Source organism: Mesorhizobium waitakense, from assembly GCF_056431085.1.
This window is the reverse complement of sequence record NZ_JBWKME010000218.1, coordinates 43,221-61,333: the sequence shown is the minus strand read 5'-3', so window position 1 is coordinate 61,333 and position 18,113 is coordinate 43,221. Positions and strand designations below refer to the sequence as shown.

Genomic DNA, 18,113 nt, shown 5'->3' with positions numbered 1-18,113 from the left:
CCTATCAGTCGCCTCGCCATAACCGGGGACAACCTGTTGAGGCTCCACACCTAGAGCTTGCTTGCAGCAAAGAGGTCTGCGAATGCCGTTCGACGTTTGGGGCTGACGAGAGTCAACGCGTCAAACCGAATTCTTCTGTGAAACATTTGCATCCACGGGACCAGGCAGTTTTGGACACTCTGTTTTTCCTAGAAGCATTTCTGCTCTTTATCGCGCCCGGGCCGACCAACGCTCTTCTGATGGCGGGGGCGGTCAAGCGAGAGAAGGCAATTACACTCCTGGTCGCACAGGCCTGCGGCTACGGGATCGCAGCGGCCTGCTGGCTTTTGCTGCGACCCTTGCTGCCGTCCGGCGCCATCCAGGTGCTCAAGCTGATCGCAGCTGTATGGCTCGTAATTCTTGGCCTGCGTCTGATAGGCACAGACCGAGTCGACACGTCCGACGGCGGCGATAGCCTTTCAGTTCTGGCAACCACTGCACTCAACCCGAAAGCCTTTATCTATTGTCTGGCAATCGTGCCGGTGGAAGCGGGCCGTACGAACTGGGCCTCTTCTGGATCGTGCTGCTGGTGACCACGGCTGCCACCGGGTCGATGTGGATATTGCTCGGCAGGCGGCTGAACGGAGGCAAAAAAGTGGCAGACAGAGTCGCGGGCGCGGCGCTTGTTCTATTCGCCCTATTGCTGCTTCGACCGTTGATAGCGGTAGCCTTGATCTAGGGTCAACGCGGACATTTCGCCAATTCGAATGTCGGGTCGTGCAATGCGGAGTCCGCGAATTCTTTAGTGCTTAACTAAGAGACGAGCACGACCGACAGCGGCCCCGGGCAGAAAAGCCTATCCTTCACTGCCTTTACGCCGGCGATGTTTTCGGCGGCGACAATGGCCGCCTGGCGCTCGCGTTCGTCGAAGATGGCGCCGCTCAGCTCCACCACCCCGTTGTCCACGGTCACGTCGATCATGTCCTTGCCGGCCCCTTTCTGCGTCGCAAGCTCGGCGATGATGTGCTGTCGGATCCGTTCGTCGTCCCTGGCTGCCGAAGGGGCCACCAACAGGACGGTGAGCAGCGCACGCAGGATGTCGGATCGGGTGATGATGCCAACGACTTTCCCATCGTCGACAACCGGAATGCGTTTCACGCGATGGCACGTCATGAGCTCGACGATCTCGGGCAGTGATACGCCCGGCGATGCCGTGACGACATCAGTCGTCATCACCTCCTCGATACGGCGTCCGTTGGCTTGAACATATTCGTCAGCGGCTCTTCCGGGGCTCACTAGAAACTCCAACCAGCGTGAGCGTTTGCGGTTGGTGCCGAGTTCTCCCCGGCGCAGGAAATCGCCCTCGCTGACAATGCCCACCAGCGTGCCGTCGCTGCGAATGACGGGAAGGCCACTGAACTTCTTGGAGAGCATCAACCCTGCTGCATCGGAGATCGATGCTGTTGGTTCTATTCCGATGACCGGAGCGGTCATTATGGCTTCGGCTTGCATGTCTGCCTCCTCCAACATCTATCGCATCATTATCGGGGCCTTGTGCGAGGCATGCCTTGATCTGCGTCATCTCTGGCGTCGAGGACGTCAATTTGACTTGTCGTCTCGGTCGATGAGTATCCGTTCCGCCGCACCGTCGAGGTCCTCGTATTGACCGCTCCTCAAGGCCCACAGGAAGCCGGCCAGCCCGAGCGCGCCGAGGAACAGCGCCACAGGTATGAGGTAGACGAGCGTCGTCATGAGGATCGTGCCAGTGCACCAAAGCCGGCGCGCCTGTCGGCCGCGGTGCTTCTTGCTGGTGCGTGCGGCCCAAAGCCCTGCAGCCGTAGCGCGTTGCCAATAACCAGCAGCGAGGAGGCGGACATGGCGATCGCCGCAATCAATGGCGTGACATGTCCCAGGATCGCGATCGGCACGGCGACGGCATTGTAGACGATCGCGATCGCGATGTTCTGGCGTATCAGCCGCCCGGCTTTCCGCGAGACGTCCAGCGCAAGAGGCACGGCCAGAAGGCTCTCGCGCAGGAATACGAAGTCCGCCGCGTTGCGGCCAATGTCGGCTGCGGTGGCCGGTGCGATCGAGACATGCGCCGCGCTCAGCGCAGGCGTGTCGTTGAGGCCGTCGCCAACCATCAGGACTTTGTGTCCGTCTTTCGCCAGGGTCTCGATGCATTCGAGCTTGCCGGACGGCAGCAGGCACGCAACGAAGTCGCCGACACCCAGAATTTTCGAGACTTCGGCGCAGGCGCCTGCGGTATCGCCAGACAGCATTTGCACCGACACCGCGGCATCGTTCAATCGCTCGACGGCCGCCCTGGCATCGGCACGCAGCGCATCCTCGAAATCGAAGGTGGCGACGATGATGCCGTCTTTCGTCAGGACCGTTCCGCCATAGCCATGCTTGCCTTCGCCTCCGGTCCGGGCCTTCCATCCGGCCCATCCGCGTCGGCCCAGCCGCCAGATAGCTCCCGCGTCGGCGGCTTCGATCCCAAACCCTGGATGCTCGGCCACGGCATCGAATTTGTGCTGCCCGCCAGGTGTGGCAAATCCGGCGATGGCCTTCGAAAACGGATGACGCGAGTGCGCGGCCATGTCGGCTGCAATTGCCAGCATGGCCGGGTCGATCGAGGCCGCATTGACGAGCCGGGGCTGTCCAAGCGTGAGCGTTCCGGTCTTGTCGAACACCGCTGTATCGATCGTCGCCAGGCGCTCCATGGCCGAACCGTCCTTGACCATGATGCCGTTCTCGAACAGGCGCCGCGCGGCGACCACCTGAACGATCGGCACGGCGAGGCCGAGCGCGCACGGGCATGTGATGATGAGAACAGCAATGGCGATGGTGATCGCCCTATGCCAGTCGCCGGTTGCCGCCATCCAGCCAAGGAACGTCACGAAGGCGGTCAGGTGAACCACAGGGGCATAGAGCGCCGAAACGCGATCGGCGATCCGGCGATAATGCGCCCGGCCGCCCTCGGCGGCCTCCATCAGGCGAACCATTTCCGCCAGGAATGAATCCTTCGCGGCGGCTGTCGCCTCGATCGTCAGCGAGCCGGTGAGATTGAGCGTACCGGCCTGAACCCGTTCCCCCGACGCCACGGTTTTCGGCGTGCTCTCGCCGGAAACCAGCGAGCAGTCGAGATCCGAAGCCCCCTGAATGATCTTGCCGTCGACGGGTATCCTTTCGCCGGCTGCGATCAGCAGCAACATGCCTGGTTCGATCTCGCCAACCGGCAAGTAATCGCGTGCACCATCGCTGCGCAGGACCATTGCGCCACGCGCCGCCAGCTGCGACAGGCTTTTCACGGCGGTCCGGGCACGTTCCCGCATGACATGATCCAGCGTGCGGCCGATCAACAAGAAGAACAGCAGCGACACCGACGCATCGAAATAGGCGTGATCGCCATGGTTGATCGTCTCATAGAGGCTCATGGCGTAGGCGAGCGACACCCCGACCGCGATAGGCACGTCCATGTTCATGCGGCCGTGGCGCAACGCATTCCAGGCCGAGCGGAAGAAGATGCCGCCGGCGAAGGCGAGGGCAGGGATGGCGACAAGCGCCGAGACCCAGTGGAACAGGTCACGGGTTGCACCTTCAGCACCTGACCAGACAGAGACCGAAAGCAGCATGATGTTGCCCGCCGCGAACCCGGCGACCGCTACGGCGCGGATCAACTCCGAAAGCGTCCTGTCCTTCGCGTCGGCCTCGGGAGCGAAGAGATGCGCCTGGTAGCCGACCCGCCCAATCGCGGCGACGAACGGTGGAACCTCGTCCCCACGCCACCGGACCGCGACGCGCTTCGTCGACAGGTTGACGCGCGCACCCTCGACGCGATCGAGCTTTCCCAACGCCGTCTCGATCGTCTGGATGCAGGCTGCGCAATGAACTGTCGGCACGGAAAGATCGGTCTGGCGAAGGTCATCGCCAAGCGATCGGCTCGCCAGCCTGATCTCCTCGCTAGACGGCAGGGCCGATGTGGTGCTCGAGACATCCAGCGCCATTTCAGCGCCCGGCGCACAACAGCTCATTGCAGCGCTCCATGGGAAATCATGATCCTGCGGACGTCGCGATAGGGTTTCGCCAGACCGGCATCGGCGTCGATCTCGACGATCCAGACGCCGTCCTTCGGCATGTGCTGCGCGGCAAACTCCTGGCCGGAGGCGAGCGTGAGCGTGACGGCCTTGTCCTCTTTTTCGTAGGCGGGATGGCGAAACAGCACCTTGACGCCACGCAAGGGAACAGGCTTGCCGGCGGAGTCGGTGAGCTCGTAGCGAACTTCGCCCCATGCGATGGTCAGCTTGCCGGTCCAGCCGAGCGCTGCCTGCGCGCGACCCTCCTCGGCCTGCTTGTTGAATTGCTGGCTCGCCACATAGGTGTTTTCGACGACAAGGCCGGTCCAGCTCGTGTTGGCGAGCGTCGCCATGGTCAGATTGACCGCGATCACCACTCCGAAAAAGGCAAGGATGATGGCCAACATGTGCCTGCCGGTGAATTCGCGGGATTTCTGCGTATTCGCACTCATCTGGCGGTCTCCGGCGCGTTGAAAATGGCGGTGTATTCGTCCGCCTCGAAACTCGCCTTGTCCTCGACACGGAACTTGAAGGTCTGCGCTATGCCGCGGATCTGATCGACCGGCTGGCGCACGAAGACCTTCAGCATCTTCAGGCGGTCGGGCTCGACCGGAATGGCGAAGGAACGGCCTGCCGGGATGTCGTCGCCGACCACGTTCATTTCAGCCCCTGGCAAGCCTTGCATGGTGACGACGATCGTCCGTGGCTCGGGGATCATGTTGAGCAGCTTGACCGTGTAGCCGTTGCGGATCGAACCGTCGGACAGCGTGACGAATTGCGGATTGCGGTCATGCAGCACGTTGACTTCGAGCCTGTCGCGCGTCAGCAGCGAATAGAGCAGGCCCAGGCCGATCAGCGACCACAAACCCATGTAGGCATACGTGCGTGGGCGAAAGATCTTGCGAATATGGAAATGGGCCACCTTGTCGGAGAACAGGCCATCAGCGGTCCTGACCAGCGACGGATTGACTGAACCGGAGCCGCCCGCGGTCGCCAGCATCATGTTGGCGTTGTAGTCGGAGAGCGTTGCGTAAGAGATCAGCCCGCGCTCCTTGCCAAGCTTGTCCATGACGCCGTCGCAGGCGTCGATGCAAAGCGCGCAGGTGATGCATTCGAGCTGCTGGCCGTCGCGAATGTCGATCCCCATCGGGCAGACCGCGACACACGCATTGCAGTCGACGCAGTCGCCAACGGGCTGCCCTGCTGCGTGCACCTTCTTGGCGTGACGCGAGCGCGGTTCGCCGCGCCAGTCATTGTAGGTGACGGTGAGCGAACTTTCGTCCAGCATGGCTGCCTGGATGCGCGGCCATGGGCACATATAGGTGCAGACCTGCTCGCGCATCAGCCCGCCGAACGTATAGGTCGTCGCCGTCAGCACGGCGACGGTGATGTAGGCGACGGGTGCCGCAGTGCCGGTGAAGAGCTCGCCGACCAGCGTCGGCGCATCGGCGAAATAGAAGATCCATGCGCCGCCGGTCGCCGCACCGATGACCAGCCAGATGGCGTGCTTCGATATCCGCAGCACGAGCTTGCGAGCGGTCCAGGGCCCGGCATCGAGCTTCATGCGCGCGTTGCGGTCGCCCTCGATGGCCCGCTCGACGACCAGAAACAGATCGACCCATACGGTCTGCGGGCATGTATATCCGCACCAGGCACGGCCAACCGTGGATGTGACCAGGAAAAGACCGACGCCGGCCATGACCAGCAGGCCGGCCACATAGTAGAATTCCTGCGGCCAGATCTCGATGAAGAAGAAGTAGAAGCGGCGGTTGGCGAGATCGAGCAGCACGGCCTGGTCCGGAGCAAACGGACCACGATCCCATCGCAACCACGGTGTCAAATAGTAGATCCCGAGCGTGATCGCCATCACCAGCCATTTGAACTGGCGAAAGCTGCCCGAGGCCCGCTTGGGGAAGATCTTCTTGCGCGCGGCATACATCGGCTGGCGCACTTTGGCGGAGTTGACCGCCTCGGCCTCGAGCCGTTCTACCTGCGTATTGTCCAGCACATACACCTCCACTGGCGCGGGCGGCAATCTGCCCATGCCTGGGCCGCCAGCGTAGGGAAGTCTTGCCGCAGGGCAGCGCCACGCGCGTTGATGCAAGTCAAACCGGGTTGCCGAAACAAACCGAGGCCCGGACACGCCGGGCCTCGTCGCTCGGGCGGTGAAGGGATGAGAATAGGCCCCCGCTTCCTATTCTCCGCCGCCAAGCGAATGAACGTAGACCGCCAGTTCCTTGACCTTGGTTTCGCCCAGGCGTGCGCCCCAGGCTGGCATTACCCCCTGCTTCGGCGCGCGAACCTGAGCGGCGATGGCTGTTTCGCCGGAGCCATAGAGCCATATCGCGTCGGTCAGATCTGGAGCCCCGAGTTCCTTGTTGCCTTTTGCGTTGTCGCCGTGACAGGAGACGCAATTTTCGGCAAAGACCTTGGCGCCGGGCGCGACCAGGCTTGCGTCCTGAACCTTGCCGGAAAGGCTGGCCACGTAGGCGCTCACCTGAGCGATCTGGTCAGCGGTTATGATGTCGCCAAAGGCAGGCATTTCCGACAGGCGCGTATCCGGATCGGACGCGAAGCGGATGCCGTGCGTGATCGTCTGCTGGATCTGCTCGGCCTTGCCGCCCCAGAGCCAATCGTCGTCGTTGAGATTGGGAAAGCCCCTGGAGCCCTGGGCGCCGGAGCCATGGCATTGCACGCAATTGACCTTGAATGCGGCGCCACCGGCAACGACCGCGAACTCGCGCAAGGTGTCGTCCGCGGCAATCTCCGAAACGCTCTTGGACTCCACCGCCGCAACATACTTGCCCTTGGCGGCTTCAGCAGCGGTCAGTTCGTTCTTGACCTCGTTGCGGCTGGAATAGCCAAGCACGCCCTTGGTTGCCGAGTGCAGCAGCGGCCATGCCGGATAGGCGATGGTGTAGCCGATCGCCCAGACGATGGTGACGTAAAACGTGACGACCCACCAGCGCGGAAGCGGGTTGTTCAGCTCCCGGATGCCATCCCACTCGTGGCCGGTGGTCGAGACGCCAGAGATTTCGTCGATGTGCTCGTCGCTCATGATCACTCGTCCTCAAGGGGAATCCGGGCGGCTTCGTCGGCCAGCTTGCGGCTGCCGGGGCGGAGCGCGAAGGCGATTGCGCCGACAAAGAACAGCGCCATGGCGACCAGACCCCAGCTGTCGGCAAACTCTCGCATCAAATTGTAATCCATGGATAAGACTCCTCAGCGGTAGCCGGCGGCTTCGTCGTAGTTCTTGAAATCGACCAGCGTGCCGAGCATCTGCAGATAGGCAACGAGGGCATCCATTTCGGTCACCTGTTGCGGGTTGCCGTCGAAGTCGCCGATCTTGGCTTTGGGATAGCGGGCTTCGAGGCCGGATGTGTCGGCGTTGGGATCGGCCTGCGCCATCAGATCGGCATTGGCGTGCGCGATCATGTCATCGCTGTAGGGGACGCCGACCCGCCTGTTGGCGACCAGATGCGTCGAGAAGTCCTTCACGTCGATCGGCGCGTCTTTGAGGAACGCGTAGCTCGGCATGATCGATTCCGGGACGACCGAACGTGGATCTGCAAGGTGCTCGACGTGCCATAAATTCGAGTAACGGTCGCCAACCCGGGCGAGGTCCGGTCCGGTGCGCTTCGATCCCCATTGGAAAGGATGATCGTACATCGACTCCGCCGCCAGGCTGTAATGGCCGTAGCGTTCGACCTCGTCACGGAAAGGCCTGATCATCTGGCTATGGCAGAGGTAGCAGCCCTCGCGCACATAGATATTGCGTCCCGCAAGTTCGAGCGGCGAGTAAGGCCGCATGCCCTCGACCTTCTCGATCGTGTTGTCGAGATAGAAGAGCGGCGCGATCTCGACGATGCCGCCTACGGTCACCACAAGAAGAGAGCCAACGAGAAGAAGCGTGGCGTTCTTCTCGATGAGTGCATGTCTGTCCATCAGGCTCATTCTCTGGCTTCCTTATTCGGCAGGCTGCAGGGAGGGTGCGGAGCCCGGCATCGGCTCTTCCGCGCGCTGGTATCCGAGGATGGTCATGGTGATGTTCCAGGCCATGATCAGGGCACCGGAGAGGTACATGGCCCCGCCGATGGCGCGCATGACATAATAGGGATGCATGGCGGCGACGGTTTCGGCGAAGGAGTAGACCAGGAAGCCCTGCTCGTCGTATTCGCGCCACATCAGGCCCTGCATGATGCCGGACACCCACATCACCGCCGCGTAGACGACGATGCCGAGCGTCGCGAGCCAGAAATGCCAGGTGACCAGCCGCAGCGAGTAGAGGCGTTCACGGTTCCAGAGCTTCGGCACCATGTAGTAGATCGCGCCGAATGAGATCATGCCGACCCAGCCGAGCGCGCCGGAGTGGACGTGGCCGATGGTCCAGTCGGTATAGTGCGACAGCGAGTTGACCGTCTTGATCGACATCATCGGCCCCTCGAAGGTCGACATGCCGTAGAAGGCGATGGCCATCACCATCATGCGGATGATCGGATCGGTGCGGAGCTTGTCCCAGGCGCCCGACAGCGTCATCAGCCCGTTGATCATGCCGCCCCATGACGGCATCCACAGCATGATCGAGAACACCATGCCGAGCGTCTGCGCCCAGTCGGGCAGGGCGGTATAGTGCAGATGATGCGGACCGGCCCAGATGTAGAGGAAGATGATCGCCCAGAAATGGATGATCGACAGCCGGTAGGAGTAGACCGGCCGGTTCGCCTGCTTGGGTACGAAGTAATACATCATGCCGAGGAACCCGGCGGTCAGGAAGAAGCCGACGGCGTTGTGGCCGTACCACCACTGCGTCAGCGCGTCCTGCACCCCGGAAAAGGCGGAATAGCTCTTGGAGCCCAGGAAGGAGGCCGGCATCGACAGGTTGTTGACCACATGCAGCATCGCGATGGTCACGATGAAGGACAGGTAAAACCAGTTGGCGACGTAGATATGCGGTTCCTTGCGCTTCAGGATCGTGCCGAGGAACAGGACGAGATAGGCGACCCAGACGATGGTCAGCCAGATGTCCACATACCATTCGGGTTCGGCGTATTCGCGGCTCTCGGTGATGCCGAGCAGATAGCCGGTCGCCGCCATGACGATGAAGAGCTGGTAACCCCAGAACACGAACCAGGCGAGATCGCCGCCGAACAACCTCGCGCGGCAGGTGCGCTGCACGACATACAGGGACGTGCAAAGCAGCGCGTTGCCGCCGAAAGCGAAGACCACGCCCGACGTATGCAGCGGCCGCAAACGGCCGAAATTGAACCAGGGCTGGATGTTGAGATCGGGGTAGGCGAGCTGCAGCGCGATGACCACGCCGACCAGCATGCCGACGATGCCCCAGAACATGGTGGCGATGGCGCCGTAACGGACTGGCCCATCCATGTAAGCGGATGCGTCGATGGGAGCGGCAGCTTCAAAGCTCGTGTTGCGGATAAGCACGGCGACAAAACCGAGCAGCACAAAAAACAGCACCCACATGTGCTGCCGGAAGGGCTCGTCCACACCGAAGCCAGCGGCCACCAGAGCCGCAAATGTAAAAAGGGCCAAAGCGAAGATTTGTGTGCCGAATTTCATGACAGGTCCCCGACCTCGGATTCCGATGCGCGGACGCCAATCCGCCTGGACACCAATTCCTCAGCCACAGTGTCACCGCCTTGATCCATGTCAAAGCTCAGCGCTTTCGGATTGGGCAGCGTGGTCTTGCAAACCAACCGGGGGCCGCCGTTGAACCAGACGAAAGGACCGGGAACGTCGCTGTTCGGAGCAGGCGATGAAAATCCCGCACCAGCCGATCGATCCTGCAGAGAAGCGGTCCCGGCCGCGGTGATGAAGCGCGCGCACAGGGAAAAGCTGCAGCTCTGCGATGCCCTGGAGAGAATTGCAGACGCATTGCCCAGCGTCGATCGTCTGAAATGTCTCGGCACGGCCAACGCGATCGTTCCGTTGCTGCGCAACATTCATCGATACGAAGAGACGGTCATCTTTCCCGCCTACGATGCCGCTTTGACCGGCGGCGGTGCGAACCTTGCCTCAACCCGGCGATTGCGGGCCGAACATGTGGAAGACGAATGCTTTGCCAGTGAAGTGACCGAAATATTATTGGCCATCGGTCATGGTGAGACAGTCGAGAATCCCGAACCCATCGGCTTCATGTTGCGCGGCCTGTTCGAGAACTTGCGCCGGCACATCGCGTTTGAACGTGAGCACGTCCTTCCGATGATCGGGATCGTCGACCGGGACTAGAGCATAATGCCGAAAAGTGTGAGGCGGTTTTCGGCCGAAATCATGCTCTATCGCTTTGATTTAGAGGCAGATTCAGCTTTCAGGTCGATTCAACCTGAAATCATCCGGCTCTAGGCGCCAGAGCGGCTCGCCAACCGGGTGAGGCTGTCCACCGTCACATGGCGGTTGTTGTCGATCCGGATCACGCCGTCTGTCCGCAGCCGGGTCAATTGGCGGCTCACCGTTTCGATCGTCAGGCCGAGGAAGTCGGCGATGTCTGCGCGCGTGAGCGGCAGGTCGAAGCTCGTCGCGTTGGTGGCTGGATCGAGCGTGGGATCGATGTTTCTGGCAATCATCAGCAGAAAGCTCGCCACTTTTTCCGCGGCGGTCTTGCGTCCCAGCGTCACCATCCAGTCGCGCGCCTCGTCGAGTTCGTTCAGCGTTTGCTTGAGCAGGCGATGCTCGAGCTCCGGCGATTGCTTCATCATCCGTTCGATCGCTGTCTTCGGAAACGAGCAAAGGGAGACAGCGGTCGCCGCTTCCGCGTTGATCTCGCTTTCCACCTTGAAAGGTCGTCCCAGAAAGTCCGGCGCGAACTGGAGGCCGACGATTTGCTGGCGTCCGTCAGAAAGGCTCTTCGTCAGCTTCACCACGCCGGAAAGCACGTTCGAGTAGCTGTCGACGGTTTCGGCGTCGCCGATCAGTTCGCTGCCCGGCTCGACACTGTGCCTTGACGAGGTCTTGGCGAGCCCAACCAATTGGTCGGGGTCGAGGGCACCGCAAACGCCGCGATGCCTTGCCTCGCATGATTGGCAAAGCACAGGAATGCCGGCGCTATGAATATCCTCACGCACTGTCATCACGATCGTCCGAGGATCCAGAGTATCGGCAAAATAGCATCGGCCCATTGAAAACGCCTTGTGGCAGTTTGTCCGGTGCAAGGGCTTTGACCGAAATCAAGGCATTGGCGTCCCGTCGCGGCCATTTTCCTGGCCATGCAAACACAAGGGATGGCGACATGCGACCGGAACTAGCTGCCAGGCTTGGCGACAACGTGCCGCGCTACACGAGCTATCCGACCGCGCCGCATTTCCATCCGGGGGTCGATGCCACTGTCTGTCGAGGCTGGCTGGAGGCGCTCGGGAATGGCGATGAGATTTCCCTCTATCTGCATATTCCCTACTGCGACAGGCTCTGCTGGTTCTGCGCCTGCCACACAAAGCAGACACGTCACTATGACCCGGTAGCGGCCTATCTCCGCTCTTTGCATGCCGAGATCGCCACTATCGCCCGCATTGTCGGTGGCAAGGCCGAGGTGCGCGCCGTCCACTTAGGTGGCGGCTCTCCGACGATGCTGAAGCCCGAGGACATGGTGGAGCTGGGGAAAGCATTGCGGGTGAGCTTCGATTTTCTTCCGGACGCCAAGATCAGCGTCGAAATCGATCCCAATGATATGGATGACGCCCGCCTCGATGCGCTTGCCGAGATCGGCATGACCAGGGCGAGCCTCGGCGTCCAGGATTTTGACCCGAAGGTGCAAAAGGCAATTAACCGCGAGCAGAGCTTTTTGCAGACCAAAGCGGTCGTCGACGGCGTTCGCACGCGCGGTGTCGAATCGGTCAATCTGGACCTGCTCTACGGCCTGCCGCACCAGACCAGGGAGAGCGTGTCCTCCACCGTCGCGCAGGCGTTGACCCTGGAACCGGACAGGATGGCATTGTTTGGCTACGCACATGTGCCCTGGTTCAAGAAGCATCAGACGATGATCGACGAGGCATGGTTGCCGGGTTCGGCGGAGCGGTTTGCTCAATCACAGCTGGCCGCTTGTCTTATGCTGAACGCAGGATATGAAGCCGTCGGCTTCGACCATTTCGCCAAGCCCAACGATGCGTTGGCCGTAGCAGCCCGAACCGGCTGCTTGCGCCGCAATTTCCAAGGCTACACGGAGGATCGCTGCGAAACGCTGATCGGCCTCGGCCCATCATCCATCAGTCAATTTCGCCAAGGCTATGCGCAGAACATGCCGTCGACCGCCGAGTATGGGCGCATGGTCTCAGACGGTGGGCTGGCGGCTGTCCGCGGTATTGCATTTTCCGACGACGACCGTGTTCGCGGCTGGATCATCGAGAGGCTGATGTGCGACTTCGCCTTTTCGGCGATCGAGCTGGTGGAGCGCTTTGGCGATGCTGGCCAAAGGCTTCTGCTCAAGGCAAGTTCCACTGCTCTTGATCGTCCTGCGCGGTTGCTTGAACTCGATGGCGACAGCTTCGTCGTGCCGGCGGAAAGTCGCCCCTTTGTGAGAAGCATCGCGGCGAAGTTCGACAAATATCTTGAAGCCGGCAAGGCCAGGCATTCGGTAGCGGTCTGAGCGTCCGTCCGGGTCAAAAGTGCTCGCCAGCCCTGAACGGGCCGATGCGCGTTCCGGCCGCGATGAGATAGGCGGTCGACCAGCCGAGCAGAAGAAAGCCGTTCACGCCTTCCAGCGCCGCCAGCACGCGCCAGTCATGGGCCGGCACCACGTCGCCATAGCCGACGGTCGAAAAGGTGATGGTTGAAAAGTACAGCGCGGTCTCGAAGTCGGGCAGGACGCCGAGCAGGCGGTACACTCCTGCCCACAACCAGACCTCGGCGGTCATGACGGCAAAAAGGCCCATCACCACGCTGATCATTGCAACGACCCGGCTTCGACGACCATGCATGCGAAATCGCGCCACCAGATGCCCCATCGCACGAGTGACGGCAATGAGGCCGAAGGTGTGAATGACGACCGTCAGGCTTATGACGATCGTGCCGACGAAGAGGTTGAGAGCCATGCGAGGAAACTAGGAGCCGCGAGGGACGCTTTCCTTGCGTAAAATCAAACCTGGCGCTGGCCTTTCGAGCCTTGAAGCAATCGGTCGGGTTTCGCCAAGTTCGCCTATTGGCGTGCGCCTGGCGCGGCGGGACCAAGGCGAAAGAACATCGCCAGTTTCAGGCTTGCCGCGATCCGCTCGGCTCTGTCGACAAACACCGCCGCCGTTTCCGGGACGAAGAGTTCGGCCGCCGTCTGGCCGAAGAGGGCCTGCCAGATATCGAAATCGGCCTCGCTGACACCCTTGAGTTTGAGGTGCGCCGGCACCGGGCGTCCGTGATAGTCGCCGCTCTTTAGGATGACAGAACACCAGAAGTCCGTCATTTTCTCGAGATGAGGCTCCCAATCCCCGGTGATCTCGCGCGCGAAAATCGGACCGAGACGCTCGTTCTGTCTGACCTTTGCATAGAATTCGCGGACCAGTTTCCCGATCGAAGTTCGATCAACGCCGCTATGGTTCAGAGCCTGTTCCGCGACAGGACGTGCCCGGTCAACCGGAGCGGATTTTGAAGTCATTCGTGCAACTCTTGATTCTGCTGCAGTCAGGTCAATCCCAAGCTGCGAATGGTGGTTTGAAAGAAACCTGTCCGGTCGCGTACAAGCCGGAAACCCAGATTGTCGGGCGGCGTTCCGACGGCGCAGCCGCCGCTCTTACCGTCCCGAATGAAGTTCGACATATAGGTGCGGTGGAAGCCCTCCACAGCGTGCACTCCACAATTGTCGATCGAAATCGCGGTGCGCTTTCCGTCGCTGCCTATCGTGGCGTGCGAATAACATGTCGAGGTCCATTCCCAGACATTGCCTGCAATGTCCGACAGGCCCTTTGAATTGGTTCCGAAGGCGCCTTGAGCTCTCGGCTCGGGATCAGGTTTGCGTCCGAGCGCAGCCTCCTGGCGATACTGTGTCAGCCACCGTCGCGCCGGGTTGTTCGGGTCGCTTTCGCCACCGTCGATGTCACCTTTGAACCGCTCGCCGGCGGCGTAAGCCCACTCCACATCCGTGGGCAACCGCCATGCCTCGCCTGTGCGGGCTGACAGCCAGGTCGCATAGGCTTCGGCATCGATGTGGCTGACGCCGGTGACCGGCACGTTGCCGATCTTGCGCGAGTCGGCGGGCTTGCAGGCACCGTCCGCCACGCAAAGTCCATAGTCCGACACGCTTACCTGGTATTTCATGATTTCCAATGGCGCATCGATGGTTTCCTGCACCACAGGCGCTGCGACGGTATGGTTCTGCTTGAGGAATTCGCCGGGCTGTGGGTGCTCGAACGAACCGGGCCCCAGGACCACAAGTTCGCTCACGGCGACAGGTGGCGGGAATTCCAATGAAGCCCTGTCGAGCGCATGGGTTATGCCCAAGCCGATCAGTGCGGCAGCCGCAGTTGTTCCGAATGTGAAGACAGGATCGAAGGGCATGGCACCAAGTCCGGCCGCACGTGCAACCTGTTGGCTCCGCCGCAAGGTTGCACTGAAGATCGGATCTCCCGTTTACGAGGCGATCGGCTTGGGTGCTTCGACCTGCATCATCAGATCGTCGTCCCAGGTTCCGTCGACGACAAAGTGCGCGGTTGCGCCAAGTTCCACCGCCTCGATCAGATTGTGGTTCACATACGCGTAGATGCCTGGCTGCCGGAACGTGTAGAGCGCCGACCCAGCCGACCCGCCGCGGATGAACCAAGTTTCCAGGTCCTTGGCCGGAGGGTTGGCGAACTTGCCCTGTTCCCAGACAAAGTCGCCATGGCCGCCGATCAGGTGCGGGCGTGTGTCACGATTGGCCTGCGAATGAACGATCAGTATCGTTTCGCCGACCTTCGCCCTCATCGCGTTGTCGCCAGTCAGCGATCCCGCCTTGCCGTTGAACACGACATGGGTGGGGATCAACCCGCGCATGACCTTGACCGTATCATCGTAATTGTCGCCGGCTGTTTCGTATTTCTTGAATTTCCCCTGCTCGTCGCGGGGGACGTAGAAATCGTGCTCGCCGATGTAGAAAATGCGGTCATAGCGAGCGGGCTTGCCCTTGTCGTCCTTGAGGCCGTCGCGCGGCAATATCATCACTGCTCCGCTCATCCCCGACACGACATGCCACGGGATCATCGCGCCGCCAGGCGCACAGTGGTAGACGAAGGTCCCCGTACGCGTCGCCTTGAAGCGCAGCGTGACCTGTTCGCCAGGATTGACCAGGGTCAGGCCGCCGCCGCCAAGCGCGCCGGTGGCGGCGTGGAAATCGATATTATGGGCAAGCGTGTTGGTCTCGGGATTGATCAGCGTCAGTTCGATATAGTCGTCTTGATGCACGACCATCAGAGGGCCCGGAATCGAGCCGTTGTAGGTCATCGCATTGAGCTGCGTGCCGTCGGCATCGATGATCATCGGCTTCTCCTCGATCGTCATGGTGAATTCGACGACCTTTGGACCGCCCTTGGCCACTTGGTCATGGGCGTGGACGAACGGCGGCGCGACGAGGGTGACCTTTTCGCGCGGTAGACTTGCAACTTCGGCTGCACTTGCCACAACCGGCATTGCAACAACGGCCGCGGCTGCGGCCGCGGTAAGGACAGAACCTAACAAAGCTTCTCGTCTCGTAAGCATTTCCATCTCCTTTGTTCACCGATCTGATGCGCTAAGAATAGTCTGCTCGCGGGCCACGTCTTTGCGCTGGCGCAAATCTGATTTCATTTGTTGCGTTGCTCGATTGACGGGGCGAGCAGCCGAGCCCGGCCGGCCGAGGTTCACTGACTGCCAACTCCAGATCAGCAACCTTGGATAAGGCAACCGCTGGGGACGGGAGGATCGTGTCGCGGACTGCCAATCGAGACCCATATGAAATAGGCCGGACCAGACCGCTCCCTCGGTCTGTCCGGCCTCTGCCTCCGGAAGATCGCCAACCGGAGGGCATCCTGGAAAAGGCTCAGTTGGAAGCAGTCTTGGTCGCTTCGGCAAACAGTTCGGCAAATACGGTTTTGGCTTTGCCGACCTGCTTGACGGCCTGCGCCGCTTCCAGGTTGGCGGGCTTGCCGACCACGATCAGCGCAACCATGCCCATGCCGTAATGTGGAGCGCACTTGACGCCATAGACGCCCTCCTTGGTGAGGGTCGCGATTATTTCTTCGCTGGGCTTCCCTTTGAAAGCTTCAGCACCCTCCGGGATCATTCCTTTGATGCTCTCGGCATTGTGGGATTTGTCGGTCGGCACAAATTTGATCGTGTCTCCGGGCACTGCCCGAACAAAGGCGGGCTGGAAGACCATCGAACCTTTCTCGCCCTTGTTCAGCATCTGCACGACGTGTTCTTCGGCATTCGCGACACCGGCGACGGAGAGCAGGGCGATGGCCGCGGCGATCAGTGGCAGTTTCATTTGGAAATCCTTTTCTTGAGTTCGTCACGGCTTCAACCGTTGCCTTCTTCTAGGCCATCAGGCGGCTTGGCGATTTGCGCTGGCGCAAACTCATGAGCAAAAACATCCTTGGCGCCCTCGTGTGGCGTGGCGCATGGACGAGAGCCAAAGCATGCGCCCCTTGCCCCGCATCAGTCGCCGTGAGAGACACTCTTTGGCAGACCGGCTTGGATGCATGGGCCGCGGTCAAATTCGGGAGGGGACAGAGTTGGTTAGCCTCGATCGCTCGCTGATTGCAGGGCTTTCTGTCTTTGAGGGCGTGGCCGCCACGGATCTCGACCGCATCGTCGGCCAGGCCAGGTCGCTCCGGATCGCCAAGGACCAGCCGGTGTTCGAGCAGGAGCAGGATGCACATTCCTTTTTCCTGCTGCTCGACGGACATGTGCGCGTCGTGAAATCAACCCCGGACGGTCACGAGGTGACTGTGCGGTACATAAGTCCAGGCGAGTTGATGGGCATCGCCCACGCGCTTGGCCGCACCACCTATCCGGCAAATGCGATCGCTGCCGTCGATTGTGTGGTTCTTGCCTGGGCAAGCCATCTATGGCCGACCTTCGCAGCAAATTTCCCGAGCTTCAGTGCCAACACCTACAAAGCCGTGGGCACCAGGCTGCAGGACGCTCATACGCGCGTCATCGAGATGGCCACAGAACAGGTGGAACAGCGCGTCGCCCATGCGATGCTCAAGCTGGTCAAGCAGGCTGGCAGGAAGACAGAGGAAGGAATCCTGATCGACTTCCCGATCTCTCGTCAGGACATTGCCGAGATGACGGGAACAACGCTCCATACGGTGAGCCGGTTGCTCTCGGCCTGGGAAGACCAGGGATTGGTCAAAAGTGGACGCCAGAGGGTGACCGTGGTCGAACCTCACCGGCTCCTTCTGATCGCGGAAGGCCGCGCCGAGAAAAGTTAGTCAGGGTTGGTGCTTTCGATCGCGGCCCGCAAATCGGAGCCGAGTTGTTCCTCGTTCAGATCGTGCTCGCGTGCCGCGTCGGAAACGGTATGGAACGAAGCAATCGGGCAGCCGACGCAAAGCATGCCGTGCTGGAGCACCACCCGGATGGCCGCCGGCGACCGGTGCATGATTTCGTCCATCGTCGCATCGTCGCTGAATTTGCGTTTCATGCCGCTTGCCCACGCTTGGAAGCGGACATGCTGCATCTGATTTCCGGGATGCTCGTTGCGCTGGGACAAAGAGGAAGCAGCCGATTGCACCCTCATCACCTATGAACGGCGCAGATCGTCGACCGCGTCAGGAACCGCTTCTCCCGTCCGTTGTCCAGCGAGAACATGCCGCCGCGACCAGGCACTACGTCGATGATGAGATCGGTATGCTTCCAGGCCTCGAATTGCGAAGCCCCGATGTACCCGATGTAGAAGGGCGCGTCTTCGATGTGGCCGAGCAGCACATCATGGTCGCCGACGATGAAACCGGCACGCGGATAACACATAGGCGAAGAACCGTCACAGCAGCCGCCGGATTGGTGGAACAGCACCGGTCCATGCTCGGCAACGATCTCTGCGATCAGTTCAAGGGCTGCCGGCGTCGCCGTGACCTTCGCATGCATGGTCTTTTCCGGATT

General features: G+C 61.1%; 21 protein-coding genes. 4 read left to right on the top strand and 17 right to left on the bottom strand.

Going from position 1 to position 18,113, the window contains the following annotated elements:
• Window positions 1–572 (top strand): hypothetical protein (locus tag AC07FD_RS38885; protein ID WP_478354112.1); only part of this gene is annotated, 572 nt, incomplete at its 5' end.
• Window positions 573–792: 220 nt separating this feature from the next.
• Here AC07FD_RS38885 and AC07FD_RS38880 read toward each other — a convergent pair.
• The 9 genes from AC07FD_RS38880 to ccoN form a co-directional block, all read right to left on the bottom strand.
• Window positions 793–1,491: a CBS domain-containing protein gene (locus AC07FD_RS38880; protein WP_478354111.1), complete on the bottom strand. Its 699-nt coding sequence runs from the start codon at window positions 1,489–1,491 to the stop codon at window positions 793–795.
• 87 nt (window positions 1,492–1,578) lie between these two features.
• Window positions 1,579–1,731 carry a cbb3-type cytochrome oxidase assembly protein CcoS gene (gene ccoS / locus AC07FD_RS38875; RefSeq protein ID WP_457153287.1) on the bottom strand — a complete coding sequence of 51 codons (153 nt, stop codon included), beginning with the start codon at window positions 1,729–1,731 and terminating at the stop codon, window positions 1,579–1,581.
• Window positions 1,728–4,016: a heavy metal translocating P-type ATPase gene (locus AC07FD_RS38870; RefSeq protein ID WP_478354110.1), complete on the bottom strand. Its 2,289-nt coding sequence runs from the start codon at window positions 4,014–4,016 to the stop codon at window positions 1,728–1,730. The genes ccoS and AC07FD_RS38870 overlap by 4 nt, the downstream gene beginning before the upstream one ends.
• Window positions 4,013–4,510: a FixH family protein gene (locus AC07FD_RS38865; RefSeq protein WP_478354109.1), complete on the bottom strand. Its 498-nt coding sequence runs from the start codon at window positions 4,508–4,510 to the stop codon at window positions 4,013–4,015. Before AC07FD_RS38865 ends, AC07FD_RS38870 begins: the two co-directional genes overlap by 4 nt.
• Window positions 4,507–6,066: a cytochrome c oxidase accessory protein CcoG gene (gene ccoG, locus AC07FD_RS38860; RefSeq protein WP_478354108.1), complete on the bottom strand. Its 1,560-nt coding sequence runs from the start codon at window positions 6,064–6,066 to the stop codon at window positions 4,507–4,509. The genes AC07FD_RS38865 and ccoG overlap by 4 nt, the downstream gene beginning before the upstream one ends.
• 186 nt (window positions 6,067–6,252) lie before the next feature.
• Window positions 6,253–7,116, bottom strand: coding sequence for a cytochrome-c oxidase, cbb3-type subunit III (gene ccoP / locus AC07FD_RS38855; protein WP_478354107.1), 864 nt, complete (start codon window positions 7,114–7,116; stop codon window positions 6,253–6,255).
• Between the two features lie 2 nt (window positions 7,117–7,118).
• Window positions 7,119–7,268: a CcoQ/FixQ family Cbb3-type cytochrome c oxidase assembly chaperone gene (locus AC07FD_RS38850; RefSeq protein WP_023759205.1), complete on the bottom strand. Its 150-nt coding sequence runs from the start codon at window positions 7,266–7,268 to the stop codon at window positions 7,119–7,121.
• Window positions 7,269–7,280: 12 nt separating this feature from the next.
• The gene (ccoO, locus tag AC07FD_RS38845; protein ID WP_095080473.1) at window positions 7,281–8,012 is read right to left on the bottom strand and encodes a cytochrome-c oxidase, cbb3-type subunit II; all 732 of its coding nucleotides are present in this window, start codon (window positions 8,010–8,012) and stop codon (window positions 7,281–7,283) included.
• A gap of 12 nt (window positions 8,013–8,024) precedes the next feature.
• The gene (gene ccoN / locus AC07FD_RS38840) at window positions 8,025–9,635 is read right to left on the bottom strand and encodes a cytochrome-c oxidase, cbb3-type subunit I (protein WP_478354106.1); all 1,611 of its coding nucleotides are present in this window, start codon (window positions 9,633–9,635) and stop codon (window positions 8,025–8,027) included.
• A gap of 252 nt (window positions 9,636–9,887) precedes the next feature.
• Between ccoN and AC07FD_RS38835 the strand changes: the two genes are divergently transcribed.
• A complete protein-coding gene (locus AC07FD_RS38835; protein WP_478354114.1) occupies window positions 9,888–10,304 on the top strand; it encodes a hemerythrin domain-containing protein in 417 nt (138 codons plus the stop codon).
• A gap of 110 nt (window positions 10,305–10,414) precedes the next feature.
• On the opposite strand, the gene AC07FD_RS38830 is transcribed toward AC07FD_RS38835, so the two are convergent.
• Window positions 10,415–11,143 (bottom strand): Crp/Fnr family transcriptional regulator, encoded by a 729-nt coding sequence (locus AC07FD_RS38830; protein WP_477225705.1) that lies wholly within the window; start codon window positions 11,141–11,143, stop codon window positions 10,415–10,417.
• Between the two features lie 158 nt (window positions 11,144–11,301).
• Between AC07FD_RS38830 and hemN the strand changes: the two genes are divergently transcribed.
• The gene (gene hemN, locus AC07FD_RS38825; RefSeq protein ID WP_478354105.1) at window positions 11,302–12,651 is read left to right on the top strand and encodes an oxygen-independent coproporphyrinogen III oxidase; all 1,350 of its coding nucleotides are present in this window, start codon (window positions 11,302–11,304) and stop codon (window positions 12,649–12,651) included.
• A 13-nt stretch (window positions 12,652–12,664) separates the two neighbouring features.
• On the opposite strand, the gene AC07FD_RS38820 is transcribed toward hemN, so the two are convergent.
• The 5 genes from AC07FD_RS38820 to AC07FD_RS38800 all read right to left on the bottom strand — a co-directional run bounded on the left by AC07FD_RS38820 (window position 12,665) and on the right by AC07FD_RS38800 (window position 16,491).
• Entirely contained in the window at window positions 12,665–13,096 is a 432-nt protein-coding gene (locus AC07FD_RS38820) for a potassium channel family protein (protein WP_477225707.1), read from the bottom strand.
• A gap of 104 nt (window positions 13,097–13,200) precedes the next feature.
• The gene (locus tag AC07FD_RS38815) at window positions 13,201–13,650 is read right to left on the bottom strand and encodes a group III truncated hemoglobin (protein WP_478354104.1); all 450 of its coding nucleotides are present in this window, start codon (window positions 13,648–13,650) and stop codon (window positions 13,201–13,203) included.
• Window positions 13,651–13,676: 26 nt separating this feature from the next.
• Window positions 13,677–14,549 (bottom strand): formylglycine-generating enzyme family protein, encoded by an 873-nt coding sequence (locus AC07FD_RS38810; RefSeq protein ID WP_478354103.1) that lies wholly within the window; start codon window positions 14,547–14,549, stop codon window positions 13,677–13,679.
• 72 nt (window positions 14,550–14,621) lie between these two features.
• Window positions 14,622–15,725 (bottom strand): copper-containing nitrite reductase, encoded by a 1,104-nt coding sequence (gene nirK / locus AC07FD_RS38805; protein ID WP_478354102.1) that lies wholly within the window; start codon window positions 15,723–15,725, stop codon window positions 14,622–14,624.
• A 319-nt stretch (window positions 15,726–16,044) separates the two neighbouring features.
• Complete coding sequence (locus AC07FD_RS38800; protein WP_478354101.1) at window positions 16,045–16,491, bottom strand: pseudoazurin; 447 nt, start codon at window positions 16,489–16,491, stop codon at window positions 16,045–16,047.
• 247 nt (window positions 16,492–16,738) lie between these two features.
• Here AC07FD_RS38800 and AC07FD_RS38795 point away from each other — a divergent pair, with 247 nt between their 5' ends.
• Window positions 16,739–17,443 (top strand): Crp/Fnr family transcriptional regulator, encoded by a 705-nt coding sequence (locus AC07FD_RS38795; protein WP_478354113.1) that lies wholly within the window; start codon window positions 16,739–16,741, stop codon window positions 17,441–17,443.
• Here AC07FD_RS38795 and AC07FD_RS38790 read toward each other — a convergent pair.
• Both AC07FD_RS38790 and AC07FD_RS38785 read right to left on the bottom strand, forming a co-directional pair.
• Entirely contained in the window at window positions 17,440–17,745 is a 306-nt protein-coding gene (locus tag AC07FD_RS38790; protein WP_478354100.1) for a DUF1858 domain-containing protein, read from the bottom strand. The two genes, AC07FD_RS38795 and AC07FD_RS38790, sit on opposite strands and share 4 nt — an antisense overlap.
• Before the next feature lie 5 nt (window positions 17,746–17,750).
• Entirely contained in the window at window positions 17,751–18,098 is a 348-nt protein-coding gene (locus AC07FD_RS38785; protein WP_478354099.1) for a DUF779 domain-containing protein, read from the bottom strand.
• Window positions 18,099–18,113: the final 15 nt, after the last annotated feature.

Bases quoted from the DNA above. Each gene is read 5' to 3' on its own strand.
- AC07FD_RS38880 (WP_478354111.1), bottom strand. From the start codon at position 1,491: ATGCAAGCCGAAGCCATAATGACCGCTCCGGTCATCGGAATAGAACCA.
- ccoS (WP_457153287.1), bottom strand. From the start codon at position 1,731: ATGACGACGCTCGTCTACCTCATACCTGTGGCGCTGTTCCTCGGCGCG.
- AC07FD_RS38870 (WP_478354110.1), bottom strand. From the start codon at position 4,016: ATGAGCTGTTGTGCGCCGGGCGCTGAAATGGCGCTGGATGTCTCGAGC.
- AC07FD_RS38865 (WP_478354109.1), bottom strand. From the start codon at position 4,510: ATGAGTGCGAATACGCAGAAATCCCGCGAATTCACCGGCAGGCACATG.
- ccoP (WP_478354107.1), bottom strand. From the start codon at position 7,116: ATGAGCGACGAGCACATCGACGAAATCTCTGGCGTCTCGACCACCGGC.
- AC07FD_RS38850 (WP_023759205.1), bottom strand. From the start codon at position 7,268: ATGGATTACAATTTGATGCGAGAGTTTGCCGACAGCTGGGGTCTGGTC.
- ccoO (WP_095080473.1), bottom strand. From the start codon at position 8,012: ATGAGCCTGATGGACAGACATGCACTCATCGAGAAGAACGCCACGCTT.
- ccoN (WP_478354106.1), bottom strand. From the start codon at position 9,635: ATGAAATTCGGCACACAAATCTTCGCTTTGGCCCTTTTTACATTTGCG.
- AC07FD_RS38835 (WP_478354114.1), top strand. From the start codon at position 9,888: ATGAAGCGCGCGCACAGGGAAAAGCTGCAGCTCTGCGATGCCCTGGAG.
- AC07FD_RS38830 (WP_477225705.1), bottom strand. From the start codon at position 11,143: ATGACAGTGCGTGAGGATATTCATAGCGCCGGCATTCCTGTGCTTTGC.
- hemN (WP_478354105.1), top strand. From the start codon at position 11,302: ATGCGACCGGAACTAGCTGCCAGGCTTGGCGACAACGTGCCGCGCTAC.
- AC07FD_RS38820 (WP_477225707.1), bottom strand. From the start codon at position 13,096: ATGGCTCTCAACCTCTTCGTCGGCACGATCGTCATAAGCCTGACGGTC.
- AC07FD_RS38815 (WP_478354104.1), bottom strand. From the start codon at position 13,650: ATGACTTCAAAATCCGCTCCGGTTGACCGGGCACGTCCTGTCGCGGAA.
- AC07FD_RS38810 (WP_478354103.1), bottom strand. From the start codon at position 14,549: ATGCCCTTCGATCCTGTCTTCACATTCGGAACAACTGCGGCTGCCGCA.
- nirK (WP_478354102.1), bottom strand. From the start codon at position 15,725: ATGCTTACGAGACGAGAAGCTTTGTTAGGTTCTGTCCTTACCGCGGCC.
- AC07FD_RS38800 (WP_478354101.1), bottom strand. From the start codon at position 16,491: ATGAAACTGCCACTGATCGCCGCGGCCATCGCCCTGCTCTCCGTCGCC.
- AC07FD_RS38785 (WP_478354099.1), bottom strand. From the start codon at position 18,098: ATGCATGCGAAGGTCACGGCGACGCCGGCAGCCCTTGAACTGATCGCA.